Source organism: Stenotrophomonas sp. FBCC-B152, assembly GCF_059134105.1.
Genome location: NZ_CP101442.1, coordinates 15,752 through 37,055 on the forward strand (window position 1 = coordinate 15,752; position 21,304 = coordinate 37,055).

Consider the following 21,304-nt stretch of genomic DNA (forward strand, 5'->3'; position numbering starts at 1 on the left):
CGGTGAGCGGCTTCGCGTTTGACGACTTTGCTCGAACCACGCTGGCAGCTGCCAGGAATACCGCTGGCGGTACGCCTCCTTCGCCGCAACAGCTGGACAGGGTCATCGGCTATCTGAAATCGCCTGGCTCAGGGCCTGATAGCGCAACGAGTTACGCGGAGTTCGTCGAGGCGAGGATGCGCGATTTCCCTCCTGAATTGCCGCCGGGCGTGGACTACGTAGCCTTTTCCGGCGAAGACAGTGCGAGGACCTCGAACTTCGACAATGCCACCAAGTATGTAAAGGATGTCGACAAGGCTGCCGGCATCATTGGGGATACGCCGTGGGGCAAGTACGTCGATAGGGTTGGCACCGATCCTAAAGCGCACTCTGACTTCATTGCTGTCAAAGACAAGTTCCAGAGCTTCATGATGGCGGAGGGCTTGGAGCCCCGACTCAAGAACTACAACGGCGCCCTGTTGGACATGATGTGGAACGCCGGCAGCCCGAAGTACTTCGAGAACGCCATCGCCACCGGCAAGCCCCTTCTCGCTTTGGTTGAGAATGCTCCTCCAAACAGGGGCTTCAGCAACTTCGAGCTCACCACTGCACTTGAACATCCCAACGCCAGGATCAACGGAGACCCGGTAAGTTCCTTTGGCCCAGATACGCTGGCCTTCGTAAGCAAGTCGGCTGCCGAGTACCAAACGCTGGAGATCGTCCTCGCGCGAGAAGCCGCCATTAACAGCGGCCACGCGGTGACCGTTGCCGAGGTTCGTCTGCAGTTGAAGCCGATCGATGGCTACGATGCCGTGGCCCAATCGCTGTTCAACCGCCCGGTGGACGAGTTCAAGACCCTGAGCTTTGCCGAGATGACGGCCACGCGGACGCAGTGGGTCGCCGCGGGCTCCAGCCTGGCGACGGCACCGCGCGCTTACGTTGATGTGCCCGAGAACATGTCGCATGGGTCGCAGCAGCCCGGCGCGGCGCGGGCCCCACCCGGTGCTGCAGCTGCCGCTGGGGAAGCAGCCGCCGAGAGTGCCCAGCGTGCACCGCACACCGGTTTGAGCCCCGGCATGAAGGTCGCCGGCGTTGCCGGCGTGGCACTGTTGGCGCAGGACTTCGCAATCTCCGGCCACAAGTGGGTGGAGCTGAGTTCCCAAGGCAACGCAGCGGGGGCTGATTCTACTGCAGCCCACTTCGTCGGGCGCAATGTGGGCGGCGCGTTGGGCGGCTTTGTCGCCGGCGCCAGTGTTGGCCTCACCACCGGTTCCTGGACCGGACCGGGTGCGCTGGTCATCGGGGTAGGCGGCGGGGTCCTGGGTGCCCATCTCGGCGACGAGTGGGCAAACCAGAAGGACATGAAAGTCATCTACGTCCAGGTGGACCCCATGGGCCGCACTTGGACCCGAAGCCCCACCGATGAGGAAGGGCGTTGGTTACGTGCCGCGCACCAGCAGCAGGTGCAGTCCGCTGAGCTGGGCACAGGCGTGGAAGTTCGGCCGGTGCAGACCGCACAGGGGCATGACGTGACCTTCCGCGCCGATTACGTAGCGACCGGTACGCTGGAGCGGCAGTTGAACTGGCAGGCGGCCAAGGCTTCGTACGAGCTGGGCCTGGCCCATCTTCCTCCGCCGCAGGATCCGTATCGCCTGAATGCCCGTGCTGAGCAGGGAACCCCGCCGGCTCCGTTTGAAACCGGCAGGGCATTCGTGCGCGACCCCAGCTCCCGGCAATGGGAGCTGCAGATCACGCAGATGCAGGATGGGCGTGCGCCGACCACACGCCACGAAGCCGTTTCAGCGGAGCAGGCCCAAGCCCTTGATGCGCAGTCGCGGGCGGTGATCGCCCAGAATGCCGCCAACACGCCAGCTGCCGTTGCGGCGCGCTACATGGTGGCGCATGCGGAAGGGCGCTGGAGTGATTTTGGCGATGCGAACAATCCTTCAGTGCCCGCCGCCATCCAGGACGCACAGGGCAAATCAGGCACGCTGCAGGCAAGTAACGGCCGCACGTACACCCGCCAGGACGACGGCCAGTGGCTCGACGACGCGTTGGTCTTCAAGGGCACGGCTGACGGCAACCTCAGCGATGAGCTGGATGTCACGTGGCAGAGCCAGCAGATTGGCGTGGCCGGTCTGGGCACCATAGCCGAGCAGGTCAAGGACACGGTGCAGCTGGCACCCGAAGGCGTGCGTGGGCAGGTGGAAGCACTTTACGCACGGCACGGTATCGAACGCAGCGAAGCGCAGTTGGCGGCCACGGCGGCGGCGGTGGAGCAGGGTCTTGCGGACAATGGAAGCCAGGGTGACCTGGTACTTGAGCTGATCCCAGACCCGCGCACCCACGCGCCAAGCGTTGACAGCGCGATTGCTGCGTTCGGTGATGCCGGCGGCAACCGTATGGTCCTCACGGCGACCACCACGATGGAGGACGTTGCGAGGGTTCAGGCGTCACTGCAGCACACCGCTGCTCTGCAGGGCAATGTGGCGGACGAGGTGCCGATCCAGAACGCGCCGGAACTACGGATTGAGGCACTGTCGCCCGATGCGTGGGATGCCCATCAGCAGGCGCTAAGGGAGGCCAACCGGCAGGGGGCCTCCACGGAGGAAGCCGCACAGCTGGCTGCAGTGGCGGCGATGCGGGCAGATGGCATGGATGTCGCTGAAGCACGTGTGCCGGAGTTGGTTGGGAATGAGCCAAGCACTACCACTCAGCCACCTCCCGCGCAGCCAGCCCCTCATATGGCTGCGGCGGCGATTACGGCTTCCGTCGAGCGCAGCGCGGTGGAAGAGCAGTCAAAGGCCCGGCCAGAGCCCCAGATGCCTCAGGGAACAGAGCAGGACGCACGCGAGCACGTCGAAGAGCAGCGTGCCCAGGAGGCGTTCGCTCGTACGGCTGAGGAAGACGAGGCTCGCCGTGAAGCGTCCGTGGCCGAGCCGGTAGCGCACTCGCCGCCCACTCCATCCGACATCGCCTCGACACCGATACAGCCCGTGCCAGAGCCCGAACCTGTCGTGCGGCCACCGGTGGAAGTCACTGACCTCGCTGTGGCCGTCGCTGCATCAGAAGCGAAGGTAGAGCAGCAGGTAACCCCTGAAGCGGTGCCGGAGACTGTCGTTCGCGTGGACGCCAGCCGGCCTGAGGTCGCGGTGCAGGCTGAGGCGTCGGAGCGACCGGCGATGAAGGATGCAGCATCAATACAGCACCCACTGCGGGATGAAGTTTCGCTCGACGAGCCCGTTACAGAGGCACCGCCGGGAGATGTGATTGAGCAGGTGGTGGTGGCCGAGGAACTCGCGGCCGTTCCGTTGAAAGAACCCGCGAACGACGTCATCGCGAATCAGGCTGTGCCGGAGCAACACCCGGAGCCAGAACCAGAGCCTGCCATGGAACGGATGGCGCAGCCCGCTGAGCAGGACCCTTGGACCCCGCTCAACCCCGAGCACCCCGACCACGCCCTCTACCAGCAGATCCGCGAGGGCGTAGCGAAGCTGGACGAGGCCCACGGCCGCAGCTACGACCAGACCAGCGAGCGCCTTACCGGCAGCCTGATGGTGCTGGCCAAGAGCAACGGCCTGGACAACGTGGACCACGTAGTGCTCAGCCAACCTACGGAAAGCCAACCCGGCGGCCAGAACGTCTTCGTGGTTCAGGGCGAGCTGGACAACCCCGGCCACCAACGCGCCGGCATGCCAACGGCGCAGGCAGTGAAGACACCGTTCGAAGAGTCACTTGAGCAGTTTGACGTCGCGGCGTTCGATCAGGAACAGCGCGCCGCGCAGCTGGCAACGCAGCAGCAGGACGAAGATCAGCGCGTGCAGCAGGAGATGCAGGTTGCGGCGGCGAGCATGGGGTACTGATTTTTCAACAGAAGAACCAAAAGCTGGTTGTTGGTTGGCATGGTTCATCGGTTGATGAAAGTTCATCGAACTAAAACGTGAGAAAAGCAATGAATGAGGAAGATTCAAGCAAGACGGTGGAAACCAAGTACTACACGTTTCGGGTCAGGAAGCGAGATCTGTACGGGCTCGCATTGGTGCTATCACTTTGGTTCCTGTGGAGCGAGGGGGCAGAGATTTCCAGGCTGTTTGGAAATCTGTTCGAAGTGCTGTTCTAGGCCGCTTGCGACGGCATGGATTGAACCTTCGCCTTGCGGAGCGCTACAGTTCGGAGAACACACCCGCCGAGCCTATGTCCTACAGGACACGCCCAAATTGGCGGGTTTTTTGGCTTCCCTGAGCGAGGCGGAAGGCATCACCTCAGCTGTTCAACGCCAGCCCCATCGGTGGCCACAGTGGATTCATCCGGTCCAGATCGTAATCATTGCCAAACGCCAGCGCCGCCTCACGCGGCTCCAGGTCGTAATAGCTCACCAGCAGCTGCTCATCCATGCCGGCATCGCTGTGGTTGATGGCATACAGCCCGAGCATGGCCTGGTCGAACTCTTCCAGCCAATCTAGGTCGATCTTGTTCATGTTGATCCTCCGAAGCGGATCGCAGCATCGCGCAGGGGCGTCTCATGGCGTGGGACGGAAGAATCCAGCCGCCGGCCACCCCTGTTAAGATGTCCGGGCCAGCCAGCCTTCCCACGTCATTCGACCGTGTGGTTGGCCGCTCCTCCCAGCGGCCACGCGAGCCAGGATCCTTCCTCTGCCTCTCACAAGGACGCTCGCATGTACCCTCGTTCCCTGTTCCGTTCGGCCGCCCTGGCGCTGGCCGTCAGCCTGACCCTTGGCGCCCCGTCTGCCTTTGCCGCTGAAAAGGCCGCCACTACTGCCGCCGCCTCCTCCGTGCAGCGCGCCGCCGTTGCCCAGGGCCTGTACGAGCTGGCCTTCAGCCCCACCCAGAACGCGCTGTTCGTGGCCTCCTCCGGCGGCTTCGGCGATGCCGCCGGCCCGGCTCAGGTGCTGCGCCTGAACCCGGATTCGCTCGCGGTGGAAGCCAGGATCCCGCTGGAGCGCAAAGCCTTCGGCGTGGTGCTCGATGACGCCCACAACCGCCTGTACGTGGGCAACACCGTGGATACCTCGGTGACCGTGGTCGACACCGCCTCCAACAAGGCCGTGGGCATCGTGCAGCTGATGGAGAAGAAGGTCGGCAAGGATGGCAAGGCCGGCTACACCCACGACCTGCGCGAGCTGGTGGTGGATTCGCCGAACAACCGCCTGTATGTCACCGGCCACTCCGGCGAAGGCAGCGTGCTGTTCGTGGTGGATACCCAGTCGCTGAAGCTGATCAACACCATTCCGGGCCTGGGCAACGCCAAGGCGCCCGGCCTGACCCTGGATGCCGCCAACAAGCGCGTGCTCACCTCCAACCTGCTGGGTGAAGTGGTCACCGTGGGCACCGAGAGCGGCAAGGTGGAAAACCGCCTGAAGATCAGCGCCGAGCAGCCGATGAACCTGGTACTGGACCCGAGCGGCAAGCGCCTGTTCGTGACCGACCAGGGCCTGGAGATGATCCGCAAGTACCAGGGCAGCAGCATTCCGGGCTTCGTCTCCAAGCACCCGGGCCAGCGCGTGCTGGTGCTGGACCCCACCACCGGCAAGGAACTTGCCAGCATCGCCACCGACGCCGGCCCGCTGGGCCTGCTGCTGGATGCACCGCGCAAGCGCCTCTACGTGACCAACCGCGAAGCGGGCACGGTGACGGCGTATGACAGCGAGAGCTACAAGAAGGTGGGCACCTATGACGTGCCGACCCACCCGAACAGCCTGGCGCTGGATGCTAAGAAGAACGTCCTGTACGTGACCATCAAGAATGGGGACAAGGACGAGAAGGGGAGTGAGGAGTCTGTGGCGCGGATTGCGCTGTAAGGGCTGACTGACTCCTGCGGCTCACGTCGTAACATGATTTTTCGCTGTAACACGTGCTGCGTTACGGTGAAATTTCATGTTACGACCCGGGAGGCGAGAGCCGGAGTGCTGCCTGGCGTAGTTGGAAGCGGGCACGCTAAGGCTGGTTGATGCCGTTGGAGCGGGTGGCTTCGTTTCTGGTCATGCCGCAATCGGCTGGTGCACTGCTGCGTGCAGTCGACTGGGGTGCGACCCTACCGGTTGGAGGCCATTGCGCGGCATTGAGGTTGCGCAAGCAGCCAATTGCGTGCTGATTGCTCGGCATCCGCTGCGTTGCTGACAGTGACATCCGGCTGCAGGTTCCCGCCATCGCCTTTGAGGTTCCGGTCAACTGACACCGAGCCTGTGAGCAACAGGATGCTGCCGTCCGGAAGACGGGTTGGAACGTTGGCCGTGGAGTAACCAGCACTCGCCTGGCCGAAGCTTCGTGTGGCAGGGCGACCCCTGAAGGCCAGTGCCACTGCTTCACCGGAACTGCCGGTTTTGGGCCCGATAAGCACCGCCACCGGTGGAGCGGGGTGACGCAGGGAGTACGCCGGAGAATCCAGTGCCACGGGGGCACGCTCATCCAGCAGTACGAGACCGGAATCGATGCTCCAGGTCTGGCGTTCCGGGCCGCCGATGAATGCGCCAATCACCTCTCGATGCTTCGGATCCGTGGAAAGCAGCGGTGCTATTCCCACCAGCATGGGCCACATGTTGCCGCCCTGGTTCTGCCGAAGATCCACGATCCAACCGCAGCGATCTCGCTCATCTTCTCTTCCGAGCTGAGACTGCAACTGCCGTGCGAACGTCAACCGCTGCCGATCCAGAACCTCGCGGGGTTCCATCGAGTTCTGCATGAAAGGAGGGATGGAAATCCAGCCGATGGGATCGGCTTCATCGGTGCGGTCGGGCCCTCGGCTGGAGGTCGCTGCCTGCGGATGTGGACGATGCAGCGCTTCGGCACTTGCTACACGCGGCATTCCTCCAGTGCCGCGCGACATCTGCGATCCGCGGATCCAGCGGCCGTGGTTGCCTGTGCTGCGGGCGATCAGCTGGTCCAGGATCTTGTCGGCTTCTGCGGTTCCGTTGGCTTGATGTATCTGCTGGCGCGCGGCCGGCCAGTCGATCTTGTCGCGGTAGAGGGCGCGTTGTTCCAGGAGCTGCAGGATGCTTTCGCGTACGTCCGGCCATGCGGACGCACTGGGAGAAGTGGCAGCGATTGCTGTGAGTATGCTTCCTGCTGCTAGTGCTGCGCTGGCGCCCAGCACTGCTAATCCTTTAGCCGTTGCCACGTGTTGCTCTCCGTCTTTGCTGGAACGTTGGTGCCTTCGCTTTGGGTCATGCCGCCATCGACTGTTGCACTGGTACGTGCAGTCGACTGGGGTGCGACCCTACCGGTGGGTCGGGCGCCCGGTTCTGGCGCCCGACGATTGCATACGCTTGAAGCGCTGCGTTGCGCCGTCCATCTTAGCGTGTGGTGCTCAGGCGTTTACGTCCACTACCAACCGGCCGCGCACCTTGCCTTCCAGGAATGCCGGGAAGATCTCCAGCACGTCTTTCAGGCCGATCAACTCTACCGTGCTGGCGAGCTTGCCCAGGTCCAGATCGGTCGCCAACCGCGTCCAGGCTTTCTCGCGCACGCTGTGCGGTGCCTGCACCGAATCGATACCGGCCAAGGTCACGTTGCGCAGGATGAAGGGCAGCACCGACGTGGTCAGGTCATCGCCCTGCGCCAGCCCGGCCGCAGCCACCACGCCGCGATATTTTGTCTGCGCCAGCGCATTCGCCAGCGTGTGGCTGCCAGCTACATCGACCACGCCTGCCCAGCGCTCGGCATCCAGCCCACGTGTGCGCGGGGCGGCGAGCGTGGCGCGGTCGATGAGCTCGGCGGCGCCCAGGTCCTTCAGGTACTGCGCGTGCTCCGGCCGGCCGGTGGAGGCCACCACGCGGTAGCCCAGCTTCGAGAGGATCGCCACGGCGATGGAGCCCACGCCGCCGTTGGCGCCGGTCACCAGGATGTCGCCGTGCTCGGGCTTCACGCCGCCATGTTCCAGCGCCAGCACGCACAGCATGGCGGTGTAGCCGGCGGTGCCGATGGCCATGGCGTCTTTGCTGCTGATGCTGTCGGGCAACTTCACCAGCCACTGGCCTGGCACCCGCGCGCGCTGTGCCAGGCCGCCGTGGTGGGTCTGGCTCAGGCCGTAGCCGTTGAGCACCACGCGCTCGCCTGCGCGGAAACCGGCGTGGCTGGATTCGAGTACGGTGCCGGCCAGGTCGATGCCGGGAATCATCGGGAAGCTGCGGATGATCGGAGAGCGGTTGGTCATCGCCAGCGAGTCTTTGTAGTTCAGCGTGGAGTAGTCCACCTGCACCAGCACATCGCCGTCGTGCAGGTCCGCTTCGTCAAAGCTCACCAGCGTGGTGGATACCTGGCCATCGTCTTTGCTGGCCAGCAGGGCATTGAATTTCATGGGCGTGCATCACCTTCGGGGGACATGAGCTGCATGCTATGGTCGTGCCGTGGATGTCACAAGAACTATGCTTTTCCATAGGTACTACGGTTTTCAGGAGTATCCCGTAATGGCACGGCGCGTATATGGCAAAACCGGCTGCAGCGTAGAGGCTACGCTTTCGGTCATGGGCGGCACGTGGAAGCCGGTGATCCTGTTCTATCTGGTGTCAGGCACCAAGCGCTTCATGGAGCTGACCCGGCTGATTCCCAACGCCACCCAGTCGATGTTGACCAGTCAGCTCCGGGAGCTGGAGGCCGATGGCGTGGTGGTGCGGCATGTGTACCCCGAGGTGCCGCCGAAGGTGGAGTACCGGCTTTCGGAGCTGGGGCAGACGCTGGTGCCGGTGTTGCTGGCGATGCGGGACTGGGGGACGGCGTACAAGAAGAAGAATCGGGAGCAGGCGGAAACGCGGGGCGACGGCGACGCGACTGAACTGTGACGTGGCTCAAGCTGTGAGTAGGGGTTTTCCTATTCTTCGGAGTAGTCACGTGCCCCAGACTACGAAGGCTGGATCAGCCGTATCAGGAACAGATATGACCAAGATGCTTCGGGCCACCCGATCGATGCTGTTGAGCGCCGCAACGCTGCTTGCGATTGCCGGCCTTGCCGCGTGCGGGCGCGAGGCGGATGCCGCCAAGCCCAACCTGGAGGTCAACAAGGAGAACGCTGCGATGCGCACTGAAGTTCCGCTTACCCGACCCATTACGTTGGACAAGGCGGGCGAGGTGGCGAATGTAGAGTTCGAACTTCCACCGCCCGGGCCCAATGCCTCACCTGACTTGATGTTGGGCATGCGGTTAGTCAGACCGGATACCGAGTCCGGGACCGCACTATCCATGCGGCTGGTGGAAGCAGGGATCGCTGCCAAGGTGAATCTGATCCGCATTGAGGACGGTGCAATCAAGACGGTGCCCTTGACAAGGGATGCCCCGAATCTTCGTGACAGCTTTCAGGTCGCCCCTGACGGCGCGGTACCTGGCTTGACCACGTCAGGTGTTGACCCGTCACTGCTGCAGGGTGCGGGCCTGGTTGATAAAGCCCACTACTATGACGTGCTTCAGTTTGCGTACGCAGAGAACATTCAGCCCGGGCACTACCGCCTCACCATTGAGTTGACCGGGGATCACGCGGAGTTCCAGGAGGAGACCGCTGAGCTGCTTGTTGCTTACTTCAAGAAGGCGAAGTGACCCATGAGCAAGGAAGCACCCTATACCGTTACCGTATACGTGGCAGCCCCCGGGACACCGCTGGCCGAAGGAGGAACATCAGCCGCAGGCCACATGTATCTGTCGGTTGAGCACGGCGAATGGTCACGCAGCTACGGTTTCGCACCGATCAAGCATGGCGCTACCAGCGGGCCTGGGGCGATCACCAACCGCGATAGCCTGGATTACCAGAATCCTTTCTACGCACGGACGATGGAGATCACCAAGGAACAGTTTGATCGTATCGTTGAGTACGGCAAGGACCCGTCCAAGCATGGCTTCAGCATGGAGTACGGCGGGCTGTCCAACAGCTGCATCGATTTTACCTGGGGTGCGCTCAATCACGCGGGCCTGCACCGTCAAACAAAGTCGGGGCAGGATCAGGGATTCGAGGGCGCGGTAAAGCCGCTCAATAACAAGCGTGAAATCGAGAGCATCCCGGACCCGATTCCGGGCAGCAAGCTGAACACCGAAATCAACAACGATTTGCCGAAGCGATCGCTGATGCAGCGGCTACTCTCAGAGAATGATTCGTACGAAGGTGTGAGACGAGACCCCATGCTGGGTCAGATCCGGGAAAAGGTCGCCGAGCTGGATGCCGCGCACGGCCGAACGTCCGACCCAGCCAGTGAGCAGCTCAGCGCCAGCCTGTATGTGCTGGCCAAGCAGAACGGCCTGTCCCGCGTCGACCACGTGATGCTCAGTGACCGCACCCAGAACTCAGCGGCGGCGGAGAACATCTTCGTCGTCCAAGGCGAGAGAAACGACCCGGGACATCTTCGTGCTTCCATGCCAACTGCCCTGGCGGCGCAGACGCCGGTGGAAGTTTCGTTGGAACGCGGCGAACAGCTTGCCCAGCAGCAGCTGGTGATACAGAAAGAGCAGGTACAGTCCCAGCACCGTGAGGTCAGCGCCCGCCAGATGGGCTGAGGCCTCTGGTGGTGCTTGTGGAGAGTGGGTCTGGCACGCGTGCATGCCACGTCATGGTGCCGGCGGATTCGTTCACGGGGGTGGCCTGGCGGGTTGTCTATCGTCAAGGTTCATTTCGAAACACGAAGGCTCCCCCATGACTGCATCCCGCGTTCGCCTGCACGTTGAAGATTCCGGTGGTACCGGCCGTCCTGTTGTTCTCATCCATGGCTGGCCGTTGTCGGCCGAATCGTGGGAGGCGCAGGTGCCTGTGCTGAAAGCCGCTGGCTATCGCGTGGTTGCCTATGATCGCCGCGGTTTTGGGCGTTCGGACAAGCCTGCTGATGGGTATGAGTACGACACGCTGGCTGATGATCTTGCTGGTGTGATCAACGACCTGGACCTCCGCGATGTCACGCTGGTGGGGTTCTCGATGGGCGGTGGTGAAGTGGCGCGCTACATCACCCGGCATGGCGAGGAGCGGTTGCGCAGCGTGGTGTTTGCTGCGGCGGTGCCGCCCTACCTGCTGCAGACGCCTGATAACCCCGAGGGGCCGCTCACGCAGTCGAAGGCCGATCAGATGCGGCGGGATCTGGAGAGCGACCGGGATTCATTCTTTGATGGGTTCACCACGGGCTTCTTCACTGCCAAGGGTGTGCTGAAGGTCAGCGAGAAGCAGCGGCAGGAGGCGATCACGCTGTGCAAGCAGTCGGATCAGACTGCTGCGCTGGGGTGCATGAAGGCGTTTGGTACTACCGATTTCCGCGGGGATCTAAAGAGGGTGACCGTGCCCACGCTGGTGTTGCATGGTGATAGCGACGGGACGGTGCCGTTTGAAGGTTCGGGCAGGCGTACGCATGCTGCCATTGCCGGTAGTTCGGTGGTGGTGCTTGAGGATGCGCCGCATGGGTGTAATGCGAGTCATCCGGAGCAGTTCAATGCGGCGTTGGTGGAGTTCCTGGGGCGTTGATTCCCTGAGGTATCCTGCATCGCGCTGGACACGCATGGCGTGTCGCTACGATTCGCCATTGGGAAGGGTTCATGCCTAAGAGCACTACGCCGCCTTGGAAGAAGCCCAGTCCCAGGAAGGCCGGGAAAGGGCAGCCGCTGTCCGCTTCGCAGAAGGATGCGGCGCGGCAGCGGGCTGAGGAGAATGGGCGCGCTTATCCGAATCTGGTGGATAACATGTGGGCTGCCAAGTTGCCTCGGGGGGATTGAGCTGGGTCGGCCCGTTCAGCCACGCAGGGCGTGGCTCTACGAGGGTGATCGGCCCACGAAACGTAGGTGATTGGTCCGAAGGCGGTGGATGCCCTGCGTTACTCAGCGCGGGGCATCCTTCGCGGCGCTCAGGGCCTGGTCGGCGCGCAGGAATACGGCAGTGTTGGATTCGGCGGTGGTGGTTGATGCTGCGCCGCGCAGCAGTAGGGCGCCTGCGTTCTCCTGCAGATTGCGGGCTACCTGATCGAACCTCGCCAACGTGTCGCTGGGCTCACTGCTGCCCAGCACGGCGATGAATTCGCCGCTGCCGGTGACCCGGTTGATGCTGTCGCCGCGCGCTGCGTCCAGGCACTGCTCCAGCGCCTGGTCCAGCTGCTGCAGCTGGCGTTCCAGCGTGCGCTCGCCGAGGCGTTGGGCCAGTTCGGACAAGTTCTGTAGTTCCAGGATCACCACGGTGTAAGCACCGGCCGCGTCGGGGGCGATGGCCGCTTCTTCGGCCACGCCGTGGTCGAGGATGGCGGCCACCTGCTGCTCGCGTTCGCGGCTGCGGCCCTCCATCAGGTTCATGGTCAGGCGGGCCAGGGCCTGCAGGGCTTCGCGCTGGGTGGGGTTGAGCTCGCGCGGGTTGAGGTCCACCACGCACACGCTGCCCACGGCGGCGCCGCTTTCGGTGACCAGTGGCATGCCGGCATAGAAGCGGGCGCCGATGTCCTTCAGCACGGGGTTGTCGGCGAAGCGCGCATCCTGCGAGAGGTCGCCTACTTCCATCAGCTGGGTGGGCTGGCGAATGGCGTGGTCGCACACGGCCACGTTGCGTTCGGTCTGGATGCCCTCCAGCCCGGTGCGGGCCTTGAACCACTGGCGGTCGCGGTCGATCAGGGTCACCAGCGCCATCGGGGTGCCGCAGACAGCGGCGGCGACTTTGACGATGTCGTCGTAGGCGGGTTCCGGCAGGCTGCCAACGATGTGCAGTGCATCGAGGGCGCGCTGGCGCTCGGCTTCGTCGACAGTGGCAAAGGGGCTTGGGGTCATGCAGCTACCTGGAAGACGTGGACATGGCCCAAGCCTAGGTCAGCCGCCAATCGTTCAGGTTAAGCCCAGGTAGAGAGCCGCCTGCCGATTCATGTGGGCGTGCGGTTGGTGCATTTCAACGCTTGACCGCGAGCACGCCATCCAGCGCCAGCTCCGCCTTGAAGCCGGCCTTCTCCAGCCGCTTGGCCACTTCACGCGGGACGTCGCGGCCGCTGGTGAGCTTGTTGGGCGCGCCGGTGTAATGGAACATGCGCCCGCCCTTGCGGATCACCCGCGCCAGCTGGTCATAGAACACCTGCGAGTAGAGCTCGCCGGCAATGCCGAAGCGCGGCGGGTCATGCAGGATGGCATCCGCCGAACTGCTTTCCAGTGCCTCGATCGCCTGCGATACATCGCCCTGGGTGAGTGACAGCCGGCCGCCGCTGCTGGGCGCATCCGGGTCGGGCGACCACGGGTTGAGCGTGCGCAGCCACAGCACATCCGGATTCTTCTCGAACGACTGGATGCGGGTCACCCCGGCTTCCAGGCAGCAGGCGGCGAAGTAGCCCAGCCCGCCGCAGGTATCGAGCACGGTCTTGCCGGCCGGGGCCACCAGCGCCACCTTGCGGCGCGCATCTTCAAAGGGCGACACCTGCGCGCTGGGCAGCATCTTGATGCCGTCGATCTCGAAGGTGGGCGCGTCCCACTCGGTGGGCACCAGCTTGATCAGCGCCGTGCCGAACCGGGAAACCGCCAGGAACTCCTCGCCATCCCAGTAGTACAGGGTGCGGTCCTTGGTCTTGCCCGGGTAGGCATAGGTTTCCCCCTTCCACTGCCAGCTTTCCGCGCCCAGCGTGGCCGTGCCGGTGGAGCGTGCCAGATCGAGCGAGCCGGTCCACTCGGTTGCACCTGCATCGCGGGCGCGGACCAGGGCTTCGGCGAGGGGGCGGGTGAGCAGGGGGCCGGTGTAGTGCGTCACGGGATCAGGGCGGACCGTGCTGCAGGGCAGCCGGCCGACAGGCAGGAAGGGGTGGGCATCGTAACCGAGATGGCCGCCGGGCTGGTTCACGCAGGGGGCGCCGGTGGATGTTCCGTGCTGCGGCCGCAGCTCCAGCCACCGTAGGTGCCGGGGCCGCTGAAGGTCGAGTCTTCGGGGTACATATGGTGGAACCAGCAGTAGGTGGCGTGGTACATCCGCGTGGCGCGGGACTGGCGCGCGTACTGGTAGGTGAAGGAGTCGTCCGCGTTGGGGATGAGGACCTGCTCTACCGGGGCCTTGCCGCCGCTGAAGTCGTCCCACAGGGCGGTACGGATGATGACGTGGGTGCCGTCGTCCGAGAATCCGGGACGGTCGTGGTAGCCGGGCGGGAACGGCTCGGAACGGGTACTGGCAAGCAGGAACAGAAGCACGGAGAACATGGAAGGGGCTGCGCGGTTGGCCGAGGTGAGGGCACTTTGTCCCGGTCTATCGGACCGTCGCCGTGCACTGCGTTGCAGAGCCGGAACTGGAGCGATTGAGAGGCTCAATACTGTGCGTCGCGTCACCTGTGGACGGGTCTAGAATGACAGCATGCCTATCTTCCGCCGCGTCGCTCTGCGCTTCCTTGGCTGCGTACCTTCCGTACTGCTGGTGGCGTGCGCCGTGCCGGGCAGCGGGCCGCCACCGGCCGCGATAGACAACGTGCGCTCGGTGGAGATCCAGTACCAGTACAGCGGCTGGAGCCATACAGACGAAGTCCATCGACTGCAGCGCAGCGGGGGCCAACGTGCGTTTACCCGTACCTCGATGGTGGAAACCGCCAAGGGCGTTGAAACCACGCAGGCCACAGTGCCGGCGCAGCGGGTGGGAGAACTGGTGTGGGCGCTGTCGGCGCCACCCTGGCCGCGCGAGCGGGCGGTGCAGGTAGTGGCACGCAGGGTGCCGGCGGCGTGGATGATGGAGAACGCGTTGATCTCCGCACGCGGTAACGTGCCCGGCTGTGACACGGAAGAGGAGATCCGCAACCGCATGTTTTCGCATCTGGGTGGCGCTGCGTTGCGTACCCAGTTGGATGCTTACTACGAAGGGATGCCGTGGACTGACGATTACCCCGAGATGCGGGTGGTGATCTCGTTCCGTAACGCGCCTGACCGGGTGATCTCGTCGAAATCGCAGGCGCTGCTCATGCTGCCATGGACGCTGGGTGAGCTGCCTGTGCCGGGACCCGCGAACGCGGGCCCGCACAGCTGGTCGGTGCCTGTCAGTGATGCATTGCGCCGGCTGCTGCCGACCACCTCGCTGGCTGCCCAGCGGTTGGCGATGGACGCCGACATCCATCTTGCGTCGAGGGTGGTTGCTGCGGCGGAGCAGCAGTGTGTGAAGGAGCTGGGTGGCGCGCGCGCTGCGCCCTGAGCATGCCGCAGCCTGACGCTTGGTCAGGTGTCACGCCGACACGGCTGCACGCACTGACCTGATCGTTCGCGCTCGCGCAGATTTGCACACTGCGCGCATGGCTACTGAATACCTCTCCTGGCAACCCGGCAGCGCGTACTTCTTCAGCGCGCATCTTCGTGATCGCTACAGCCGCCTGCTGGTGGAGCACGCGCAGGTACTGCGGCTCGCATTCCGGGTAGCGCAGCAGGCGCGGCCGTTCCGGATCAACGCCATCGTGGTGCTTCCTGACCATCTGCATGGCGTGTGGACCCTGCCGGATGGGGACGAAGACGGCCACCGACGATGGCTGCAGATCCAGGCGGTGTTCGACCGCCAGCTGCCGGGCCATCCACCCCGCGCTATGGTGCGCCGTGACCGCGCCGTGCGGCCGCTATGGCACACCGACTTCCGTGAGCGACGGTTAGTCGATGCCGATGAGGTCCAGCGCCACATCGCCTACGTGCATAGCTATCCCGTGCAGCACGGGTTCGTGCGCGAGGCCTGCGAGTGGCCCTACAGCTCCATCCACCGCCGCTGCGCCAGGGAGGGCGGGCCATGCTGAAGTACGGGCGGGCCGTGCCGCGCGGCGTGCGCTGGATGGTGGGCGGCCGACTCGGATGGCTGGCGCGTCCTGTGCGCGGGGATTCGCGCCGCCGTATGCCGCTACCGGGTGTGGCCCTGCAGCGAGGGCGGACGCGGCGTTGGGCGGTTGCGCCGGTGCAGGCAGGCTCCACTGCCTGCGCGAGCCGGCCGTACAGGGGAGCGGGAGCACGGCGGCACATGCGCCGCTACGTGCGGACGTCACACCGGGGTTTGGTGCGGTGGGGATCCGCACCGACGAGGAAACCCCGGCGGCAACTGCATATCCGAGGGTCGCCGCAGGGCGGCGCCTTGGGTGAGGCGCTAGGGGCAGGTCACCTGGAACACCGGGCCGGCACCGATCAGGACCAGCGCCATGTAGTCGCTGTCTTTGTCCTTGCCCTTGAGGGTGGCGCCGGGATTGAAGTGGAAAATACCGAAGCCGCCCGTGGGGCGCACCAGCGCCTTGTCGATCTGGTCGGCGTCATCCTTGAAGAAGCGGGCGATATCGGCGCGCGAGGAGAGTTGCAGCGGCGTGGTGTCGCGCTGCCATTGCTCGTCGCGGTTGAAGGAGACGAAGTACTGCCCCTGCTGCTGTTCGATGCGGAATTCGGCCGGCTTGCGGGGGTGGGTGGCGAAGCAGCCCAGCAGCGGGTCGGAAGAGAACACACCGGCGGCGTTGTCACGGTCCCGGCAGGCTGAGAGCAGCAACAGGCTGGGCAGTAGAAGCAGGAACGGCAAAGAGCGCATGGCGGATCCCCCCCAGGGACAGGTTCACGGTCATCGTGAGCCTTTGCCTGCGCAGGCGGTGTGTACGCGCTGCGTTGGGTGTACGGTTGGGGAGACCTACGGAGCAAGTACATGTCACAACCCACTTCCCAACCGCTGCACAACCGTGTCGATTCCCCTGGTGCAGGCCAACGGTGGCCGCTGCTTGGCACCGCCAGCTGGCTGGTGGCGCCCGCGATCCTCGCGGCAGCCTACGCCGTGGCGCAGGCATCACCGGAGATGGGGCGGCTGCTGGTCGGAAGCGCCGGGGTGGCGGTAGGCGTGCTTGCGTCGTCGGTACTGGGCCTGCTGCTGACCATCGGCTCGCGCGTACGCCGCGAGCGCTGGCCATGGGTGGGCATTGTGGGCGCGGTCATCAGCGCGCTGCCGCTGTTGTTGTTCCTCGCAGGAATGCTATTCCGCCTGTAGAGCCAGGCCCTGCCTGGCTGCCCTCCACCCGGCGCACGTGCAACTGGCAGCCAGCCACGCAGGTCGTGGCTCTACAGGGTTGGAGGAGAGCGCTGATCGGGCATACCAATCGGCAGTTGGATTGCAATTGATAAATTGAATCGTTGGGGTCTGATTGAGAGAGGTCGGGCACAGATCGTGTGATTGAACCAAGCGAACCTAGCGACTCCAATCACTGCAGGTTGTTGCCCAATGATGAAAAGCGTCTCCTTGATGATCGCGTTGGTCGTCCCGTTATCTGTGCACGCAAAAGATCAACCAAAATTTCAGGACAGAGTAGAGTTTGATGATGGCAGAAGGGTCGTTGTACGAAGCGCACTTTGGCCCGATTCAAAAAGGAACATGGTGAGGATCGAGCAGCGATTTCAGGTCAACGCGGATGGAAACCTTCGATACGAGTTTGAAGAACAGGATGAAAGGACGAAGGGCTACCACCGGGCTTACTGTGCAGAGTCCGGCTTGGATCCATTCGTTGACGGCGAGGTGACGTTCACCCCGGAAGCCGCCGGATGGCACTGCAGTAAAGTCGAGCTGCATGAAGAGCAGTCACCGCATTCTGGAGCTCGGGCTCCGACCGCCGGGCAAGACCGGAGCGTAGATTATGTAACGGCGCGGGCGCCGTCAGGGAGCACTCAAGCTGAAGTGAATTTCCCCGCAGTTGGTTACATCAGCTTTCAAAGCAGCCAAGCGGGGTCGCTGCAGGGGAGCGTTCACGTTGACTACCGCTGCAGAACCTACATATCCAGGCACTACTACGCGCCGTTTTCTGGAAACCATCAGGCGGGTGTAAGCTGCCTTGCACACGATTCACGATTCCTGACCACAGGCATGGAGGGTTGCATACCCCGACTTTGTGGGAGCGACCGCGGGACAATCTCTGTCAGGTAATAGCAGGTACAACCAGGGGTAGAGCCAGGCCCTGCCTGGCTCGCCCTTCGTCCGGTGCGCGTGGGCGGACGCCAGCCACGCAGGGCGTGGCTCTACGGTGTGTGGTGCGTCAATGACGATGGCGGCGCCAGGCGTTCCAAATGTGGGTGCTGGCGAGGAGCAGGCTGCCGGCTACCGTCATGGGGGTTTCGGCGTCGTGGCTCGGCCACCCTGCTGCGCCCGCCAGAAGCAAAAGCAGACCGGCGGTTGCACTGATGATCGCCATGGGCGGCAGCGGCTGCTGGCGGTGGGCGCGCCATAGCGCGAAGCCGGTGGTCGGGGCGGCGATGGCCACGAACACGATGTGTACCCACTCCGCTTCGGCCCACACCCCCATCAGCGGCAGGGCGGCGGCGAGCAGCGGCAGGGCCAGGCAGTGCAGCAGGCACAGGCTGGAAAGGGCGATGGCGCCGGCGTCGAGCAGGGCGTTGGTGGTCTTCATGGGGGAAGGGGTCTGGAACGATGGATGTTATATAGTAACATTCAAGTCCACTTCCAAGCTTTCGCCACCATGACTGCCTCTGCCACCTCTTTCGACCCCCGCCTGCCGGTCACGGTGCTGTCCGGTTTCCTTGGCGCGGGCAAGACCACCCTGCTCAACCAGCTGCTGCGCAACCGCGAGGGGCTGCGGGTGGCGGTGATCGTCAACGACATGAGCGAGATCAACATCGATGCGCAGCTGGTGCGCGACGGCGGGGCGGCACTGAGCCGCACCGAGGAAACCCTGGTGGAGTTCAGCAATGGCTGCATCTGCTGCACGCTGCGCGATGATCTGCTGCAGGAGGTGAAGCGGCTGGCGTCCGAAGGGCGCTACGACTACCTGCTGATCGAATCGACCGGCATCGCCGAGCCGATGCCGGTGGCAGCTACGTTCTCGGTGCGCGATGACGCCGGGTTCTGCCTCAACGACATCGCGCGGCTGGATACGCTGGTGACGGTGGTGGATGGGCAGAACTTCCTGCGGGACTTCAGCAGCAACGCGCTGCTGGCCGACCACGGGCAGCAGGCCGGGGCGGACGACACGCGCGGGGTGGTGGACCTGCTGGCCGAGCAGATCGAGTTCGCCAACGTGATCGTGGTGAGCAAGGCCGATGTGGTGGACGATGACCTGCTGCAACAGACGCTGGCGGTGCTGCGCGCGATGAACCGCGATGCGCGGCTGATGCTGTCGCGCAACGGTGATGTCCCGGCGCATGAGCTGTTGGATACGCGCCGCTTTGATTTCGTGCGCGCGCAGCTGGCGCCAGGCTGGATGCAGGCGCTGCGGGGCGAGCACACGCCGGAAACCGAGGAGTACGGCATCACCAGCTTCGTGTATCGCGCGCGCCGGCCGTTCCATCCGCAGCGGTTCGCGCGCCTTCTGGAACACGGGTTGGGCAGCGTGATCCGCAGCAAGGGATTCTTCTGGCTGGCCAACCGCATGGACTGGGTGGGTGAGCTGTCCAGCGTGGGCGCGGCCACGCGCACCCAGGCGGCAGGGTTCTGGTACGCGGCGCGCGAGCGGGTGGAGGCCGGGCTGGAAGACACGGTGCCGCTGTTGCCGCCGCCGCGTGTGCCGTACACCGATGTGGGCTGGGTGCGGCAGCAGGCCGGGTGCTGGACCGCGCCGTTGCCCGGCGTGCATGAGGTCGCCGATGCCGGCGAATACCAGGCGATGCGCCGGATGTGGCACCCGTGGTGGGGCGATCGCCGCCAGGAGCTGGCGGTGATCGGGGTGGGGATGGATGAGCACGCGGTGCGCGCGGAGTTGGATGCGTGCCTGTTGGATGACGGCGAGATGCAGGCCGGTCCGATGTTGTGGCAGCTGTTGCCGGATGCATTTCCTGCTTGGGCGCGTACTTGATGTACGCGACTACAACAGCTTCAACTGCCAACCCTCCTCGCTGGCATCCAGCTGATGGGTCAGCTGCACCGCATCCAGCAGGGACTGGTCGTGCGAGACGATCACCACGCTGCCGCGATACTGGTTGAGCATCTGCTCCAGTGCGGCCAGCGAGGCCAGGTCCAGGTGGTTGCCAGGCTCGTCGAGCAGCAGCAGTTGCGGCGGCACTTCCGCGTAGAGCACCGCAGCCAGCGAGGCCTTGACCCGCTCGCCACCACTCAGCGTGCCCAGCGGACGCAGGCTGCGCTCGGCATCCAGGCCGAGCAGGGCCAGCTGGGTGCGCAGGGTGCCCTCGCTGGCCATCGGGTTCGCGCGCTGCAACAGCTGCAGTGCCGAGTCCTGCGCGGGCAGCGAGGACAGGCTCTGGTCGAGCAGGGCGGTGGTGGCCGCGCGCTTGACCTCGCCACGGAGCGGCTGCAGTTCACCGGCCAGCACCCGCAGCAGGGTGGACTTGCCACTGCCATTGCGGCCACGCACGCCGATGCGGTCGCCGCGCTGCAGGTGCAGGGTGATGTCCTGCCAGGGCGCCCCGACCCACGGCAGGTGCACGTTGGTGAGCGTGGCGACCTGCTGTGGACCGGACGCCGCCAGGCTGGGCCCGAGCATCGCGATCTGGGCGGCCTCATCCACAGCCGCTGCCGCGTCCCGTACACGGCTGTCGGCCGCTGCACGCCGTTCAAGCTGCTGCGCCTGCAGCCGGCCGGCGCTGTTCTCGGCGCGGTTCTTCATGCCACCCAGCAGGATCGGTGCCTGGTTCGCGGTGCGGGCATCGCGCTGCGCGCGTGATTGGCGGCGTTCCTGCCGCTCGTGCTGTTCGCGCAGTGCGGCCTGCTCCTGCCGGCGTTCGCGCTTGCGCAGGGCCAGCTCTGCTTCGGCGTTGGCCTGCTCTGCCTGCTTCTGTCCGGCATATAGGTCGTAGTTGCCGCCGTAGCTGCGCAGCCCGCTGGGAGTGAGCTCGACAATGCGCTGCATCTCGCGCAGCAGTGCGCGATCATGGCTGATGACGATCAGCCCGCCGCGCCATTGGGCCAGCGCATCGATCAACCGCTTGCGATGCGCGCTGTCGAGGTGGTTGCTGGGCTCGTCCAGCACCAGGGCATCCGCGTCGGAAAGCAGGGCACCGGCCAGCGCCACCTGCATGGCCTGGCCGCCGCTGAGCGTGGCGGCCGGCTGCGCGGGATCCAGCTCGGGCAGGCCGAGCCGCTGCCATTGCGCCTGCAACTGCTCGCGGAGGGTCCAGCGGTCGCCCACCAGGGCGAAGTCGTGCGGGTCCACGCTGCCGGCTTCGATCCGGTCCAGCGAATCCAGTACCGGGGCGAGGCCGGCCAGGTCGACGATGCGGCCGGGCAGGACACCACTGTGCTGGGCCAACAGGTGTACCTGGCCTTGCCGTTGGATGTGCCCACTGCTGGGCTGCAATTGCCCGGCCAGCAGGCGGCCGAGCACGCTCTTGCCCACGCCATTGCGACCGACCAGGCCGGTGGGAGTGGTATCGAACGAAGCAGAAAGCTCAGGGAAGAGCACCCGGCCATCGGGCAGGGTGAATGTCACGCGGTCGAGCGTGAGGGTGAATGCGGTCATGCGACCTC

Annotated in this window: 20 protein-coding genes; 10 read left to right on the plus strand and 10 right to left on the minus strand. The window is 64.7% G+C overall.

All coding sequences use genetic code 11. The features are described 5' to 3' along the window. Window positions 1-2 precede the first annotated feature (2 nt). Complete coding sequence (locus tag NMB40_RS00080; RefSeq protein ID WP_494359732.1) at window positions 3-3,842, plus strand: XVIPCD domain-containing protein; 3,840 nt, start codon at window positions 3-5, stop codon at window positions 3,840-3,842. Between the two features lie 399 nt (window positions 3,843-4,241). On the opposite strand, the gene NMB40_RS00085 is transcribed toward NMB40_RS00080, so the two are convergent. Then, entirely contained in the window at window positions 4,242-4,457 is a 216-nt protein-coding gene (locus NMB40_RS00085) for a hypothetical protein (RefSeq protein WP_083214053.1), read from the minus strand. 198 nt (window positions 4,458-4,655) lie between these two features. Between NMB40_RS00085 and NMB40_RS00090 the strand changes: the two genes are divergently transcribed. Then, complete coding sequence (locus NMB40_RS00090) at window positions 4,656-5,798, plus strand: YncE family protein (RefSeq protein WP_494359733.1); 1,143 nt, start codon at window positions 4,656-4,658, stop codon at window positions 5,796-5,798. 233 nt (window positions 5,799-6,031) lie between these two features. Here the strand turns inward: NMB40_RS00090 and NMB40_RS00095 are convergent, their stop codons facing one another. Beyond that, entirely contained in the window at window positions 6,032-7,090 is a 1,059-nt protein-coding gene (locus NMB40_RS00095; protein WP_494359734.1) for a S41 family peptidase, read from the minus strand. Window positions 7,091-7,303: 213 nt separating this feature from the next. Next, complete coding sequence (gene acuI / locus NMB40_RS00100) at window positions 7,304-8,293, minus strand: acrylyl-CoA reductase (NADPH) (RefSeq protein ID WP_494359735.1); 990 nt, start codon at window positions 8,291-8,293, stop codon at window positions 7,304-7,306. A gap of 109 nt (window positions 8,294-8,402) precedes the next feature. Here acuI and NMB40_RS00105 point away from each other — a divergent pair, with 109 nt between their 5' ends. The 4 genes from NMB40_RS00105 (at window position 8,403) to NMB40_RS00120 (ending at window position 11,419) form a co-directional block, all read left to right on the plus strand. After that, window positions 8,403-8,774 carry a winged helix-turn-helix transcriptional regulator gene (locus NMB40_RS00105; RefSeq protein ID WP_494359736.1) on the plus strand — a complete coding sequence of 124 codons (372 nt, stop codon included), beginning with the start codon at window positions 8,403-8,405 and terminating at the stop codon, window positions 8,772-8,774. A gap of 94 nt (window positions 8,775-8,868) precedes the next feature. Next, a complete protein-coding gene (locus NMB40_RS00110) occupies window positions 8,869-9,522 on the plus strand; it encodes a hypothetical protein (protein WP_494359737.1) in 654 nt (217 codons plus the stop codon). A 3-nt stretch (window positions 9,523-9,525) separates the two neighbouring features. Next, complete coding sequence (locus NMB40_RS00115) at window positions 9,526-10,470, plus strand: XVIPCD domain-containing protein (protein WP_494359738.1); 945 nt, start codon at window positions 9,526-9,528, stop codon at window positions 10,468-10,470. 136 nt (window positions 10,471-10,606) lie between these two features. After that, on the plus strand, window positions 10,607-11,419 hold the full coding sequence (locus NMB40_RS00120) for an alpha/beta fold hydrolase (protein WP_494359739.1): 813 nt from the start codon (window positions 10,607-10,609) through the stop codon (window positions 11,417-11,419). A gap of 350 nt (window positions 11,420-11,769) precedes the next feature. Here NMB40_RS00120 and NMB40_RS00125 read toward each other — a convergent pair whose 3' ends face one another. The 3 genes from NMB40_RS00125 to NMB40_RS00135 form a co-directional block, all read right to left on the minus strand. After that, complete coding sequence (locus NMB40_RS00125) at window positions 11,770-12,699, minus strand: GAF domain-containing protein (RefSeq protein ID WP_494359740.1); 930 nt, start codon at window positions 12,697-12,699, stop codon at window positions 11,770-11,772. A 115-nt stretch (window positions 12,700-12,814) separates the two neighbouring features. Further along, window positions 12,815-13,657, minus strand: a complete 843-nt coding sequence (locus NMB40_RS00130; protein WP_494359741.1) for a class I SAM-dependent methyltransferase — start codon at window positions 13,655-13,657, stop codon at window positions 12,815-12,817. An 86-nt stretch (window positions 13,658-13,743) separates the two neighbouring features. Next, window positions 13,744-14,097, minus strand: coding sequence for a hypothetical protein (locus NMB40_RS00135; RefSeq protein WP_494359742.1), 354 nt, complete (start codon window positions 14,095-14,097; stop codon window positions 13,744-13,746). Between the two features lie 151 nt (window positions 14,098-14,248). On the opposite strand from NMB40_RS00135, the gene NMB40_RS00140 reads away from it, so the two are divergent. Together NMB40_RS00140 and NMB40_RS00145 are read left to right on the plus strand one after the other, a co-directional pair. Continuing rightward, a complete protein-coding gene (locus tag NMB40_RS00140) occupies window positions 14,249-15,070 on the plus strand; it encodes a hypothetical protein (protein ID WP_494359743.1) in 822 nt (273 codons plus the stop codon). 97 nt (window positions 15,071-15,167) lie between these two features. Further along, on the plus strand, window positions 15,168-15,653 hold the full coding sequence (locus tag NMB40_RS00145; protein WP_494359744.1) for an REP-associated tyrosine transposase: 486 nt from the start codon (window positions 15,168-15,170) through the stop codon (window positions 15,651-15,653). A 341-nt stretch (window positions 15,654-15,994) separates the two neighbouring features. Here the strand turns inward: NMB40_RS00145 and NMB40_RS00150 are convergent, their stop codons facing one another. Next, window positions 15,995-16,420, minus strand: coding sequence for a hypothetical protein (locus tag NMB40_RS00150; RefSeq protein WP_494359745.1), 426 nt, complete (start codon window positions 16,418-16,420; stop codon window positions 15,995-15,997). 111 nt (window positions 16,421-16,531) lie between these two features. Between NMB40_RS00150 and NMB40_RS00155 the strand changes: the two genes are divergently transcribed. Then, window positions 16,532-16,867 carry a hypothetical protein gene (locus NMB40_RS00155; RefSeq protein ID WP_494359746.1) on the plus strand — a complete coding sequence of 112 codons (336 nt, stop codon included), beginning with the start codon at window positions 16,532-16,534 and terminating at the stop codon, window positions 16,865-16,867. A 369-nt stretch (window positions 16,868-17,236) separates the two neighbouring features. Here NMB40_RS00155 and NMB40_RS00160 read toward each other — a convergent pair whose 3' ends face one another. Together NMB40_RS00160 and NMB40_RS00165 are read right to left on the minus strand one after the other, a co-directional pair. Beyond that, complete coding sequence (locus tag NMB40_RS00160; RefSeq protein WP_494359747.1) at window positions 17,237-17,443, minus strand: hypothetical protein; 207 nt, start codon at window positions 17,441-17,443, stop codon at window positions 17,237-17,239. 460 nt (window positions 17,444-17,903) lie between these two features. After that, window positions 17,904-18,275: a MerC domain-containing protein gene (locus NMB40_RS00165; RefSeq protein ID WP_494359748.1), complete on the minus strand. Its 372-nt coding sequence runs from the start codon at window positions 18,273-18,275 to the stop codon at window positions 17,904-17,906. 69 nt (window positions 18,276-18,344) lie between these two features. Here NMB40_RS00165 and NMB40_RS00170 point away from each other — a divergent pair, with 69 nt between their 5' ends. Next, window positions 18,345-19,676, plus strand: coding sequence for a GTP-binding protein (locus NMB40_RS00170; RefSeq protein WP_494359749.1), 1,332 nt, complete (start codon window positions 18,345-18,347; stop codon window positions 19,674-19,676). A 9-nt stretch (window positions 19,677-19,685) separates the two neighbouring features. On the opposite strand, the gene NMB40_RS00175 is transcribed toward NMB40_RS00170, so the two are convergent. Continuing rightward, complete coding sequence (locus NMB40_RS00175) at window positions 19,686-21,296, minus strand: ABC-F family ATP-binding cassette domain-containing protein (RefSeq protein ID WP_494359750.1); 1,611 nt, start codon at window positions 21,294-21,296, stop codon at window positions 19,686-19,688. Window positions 21,297-21,304 lie beyond the last annotated feature (8 nt).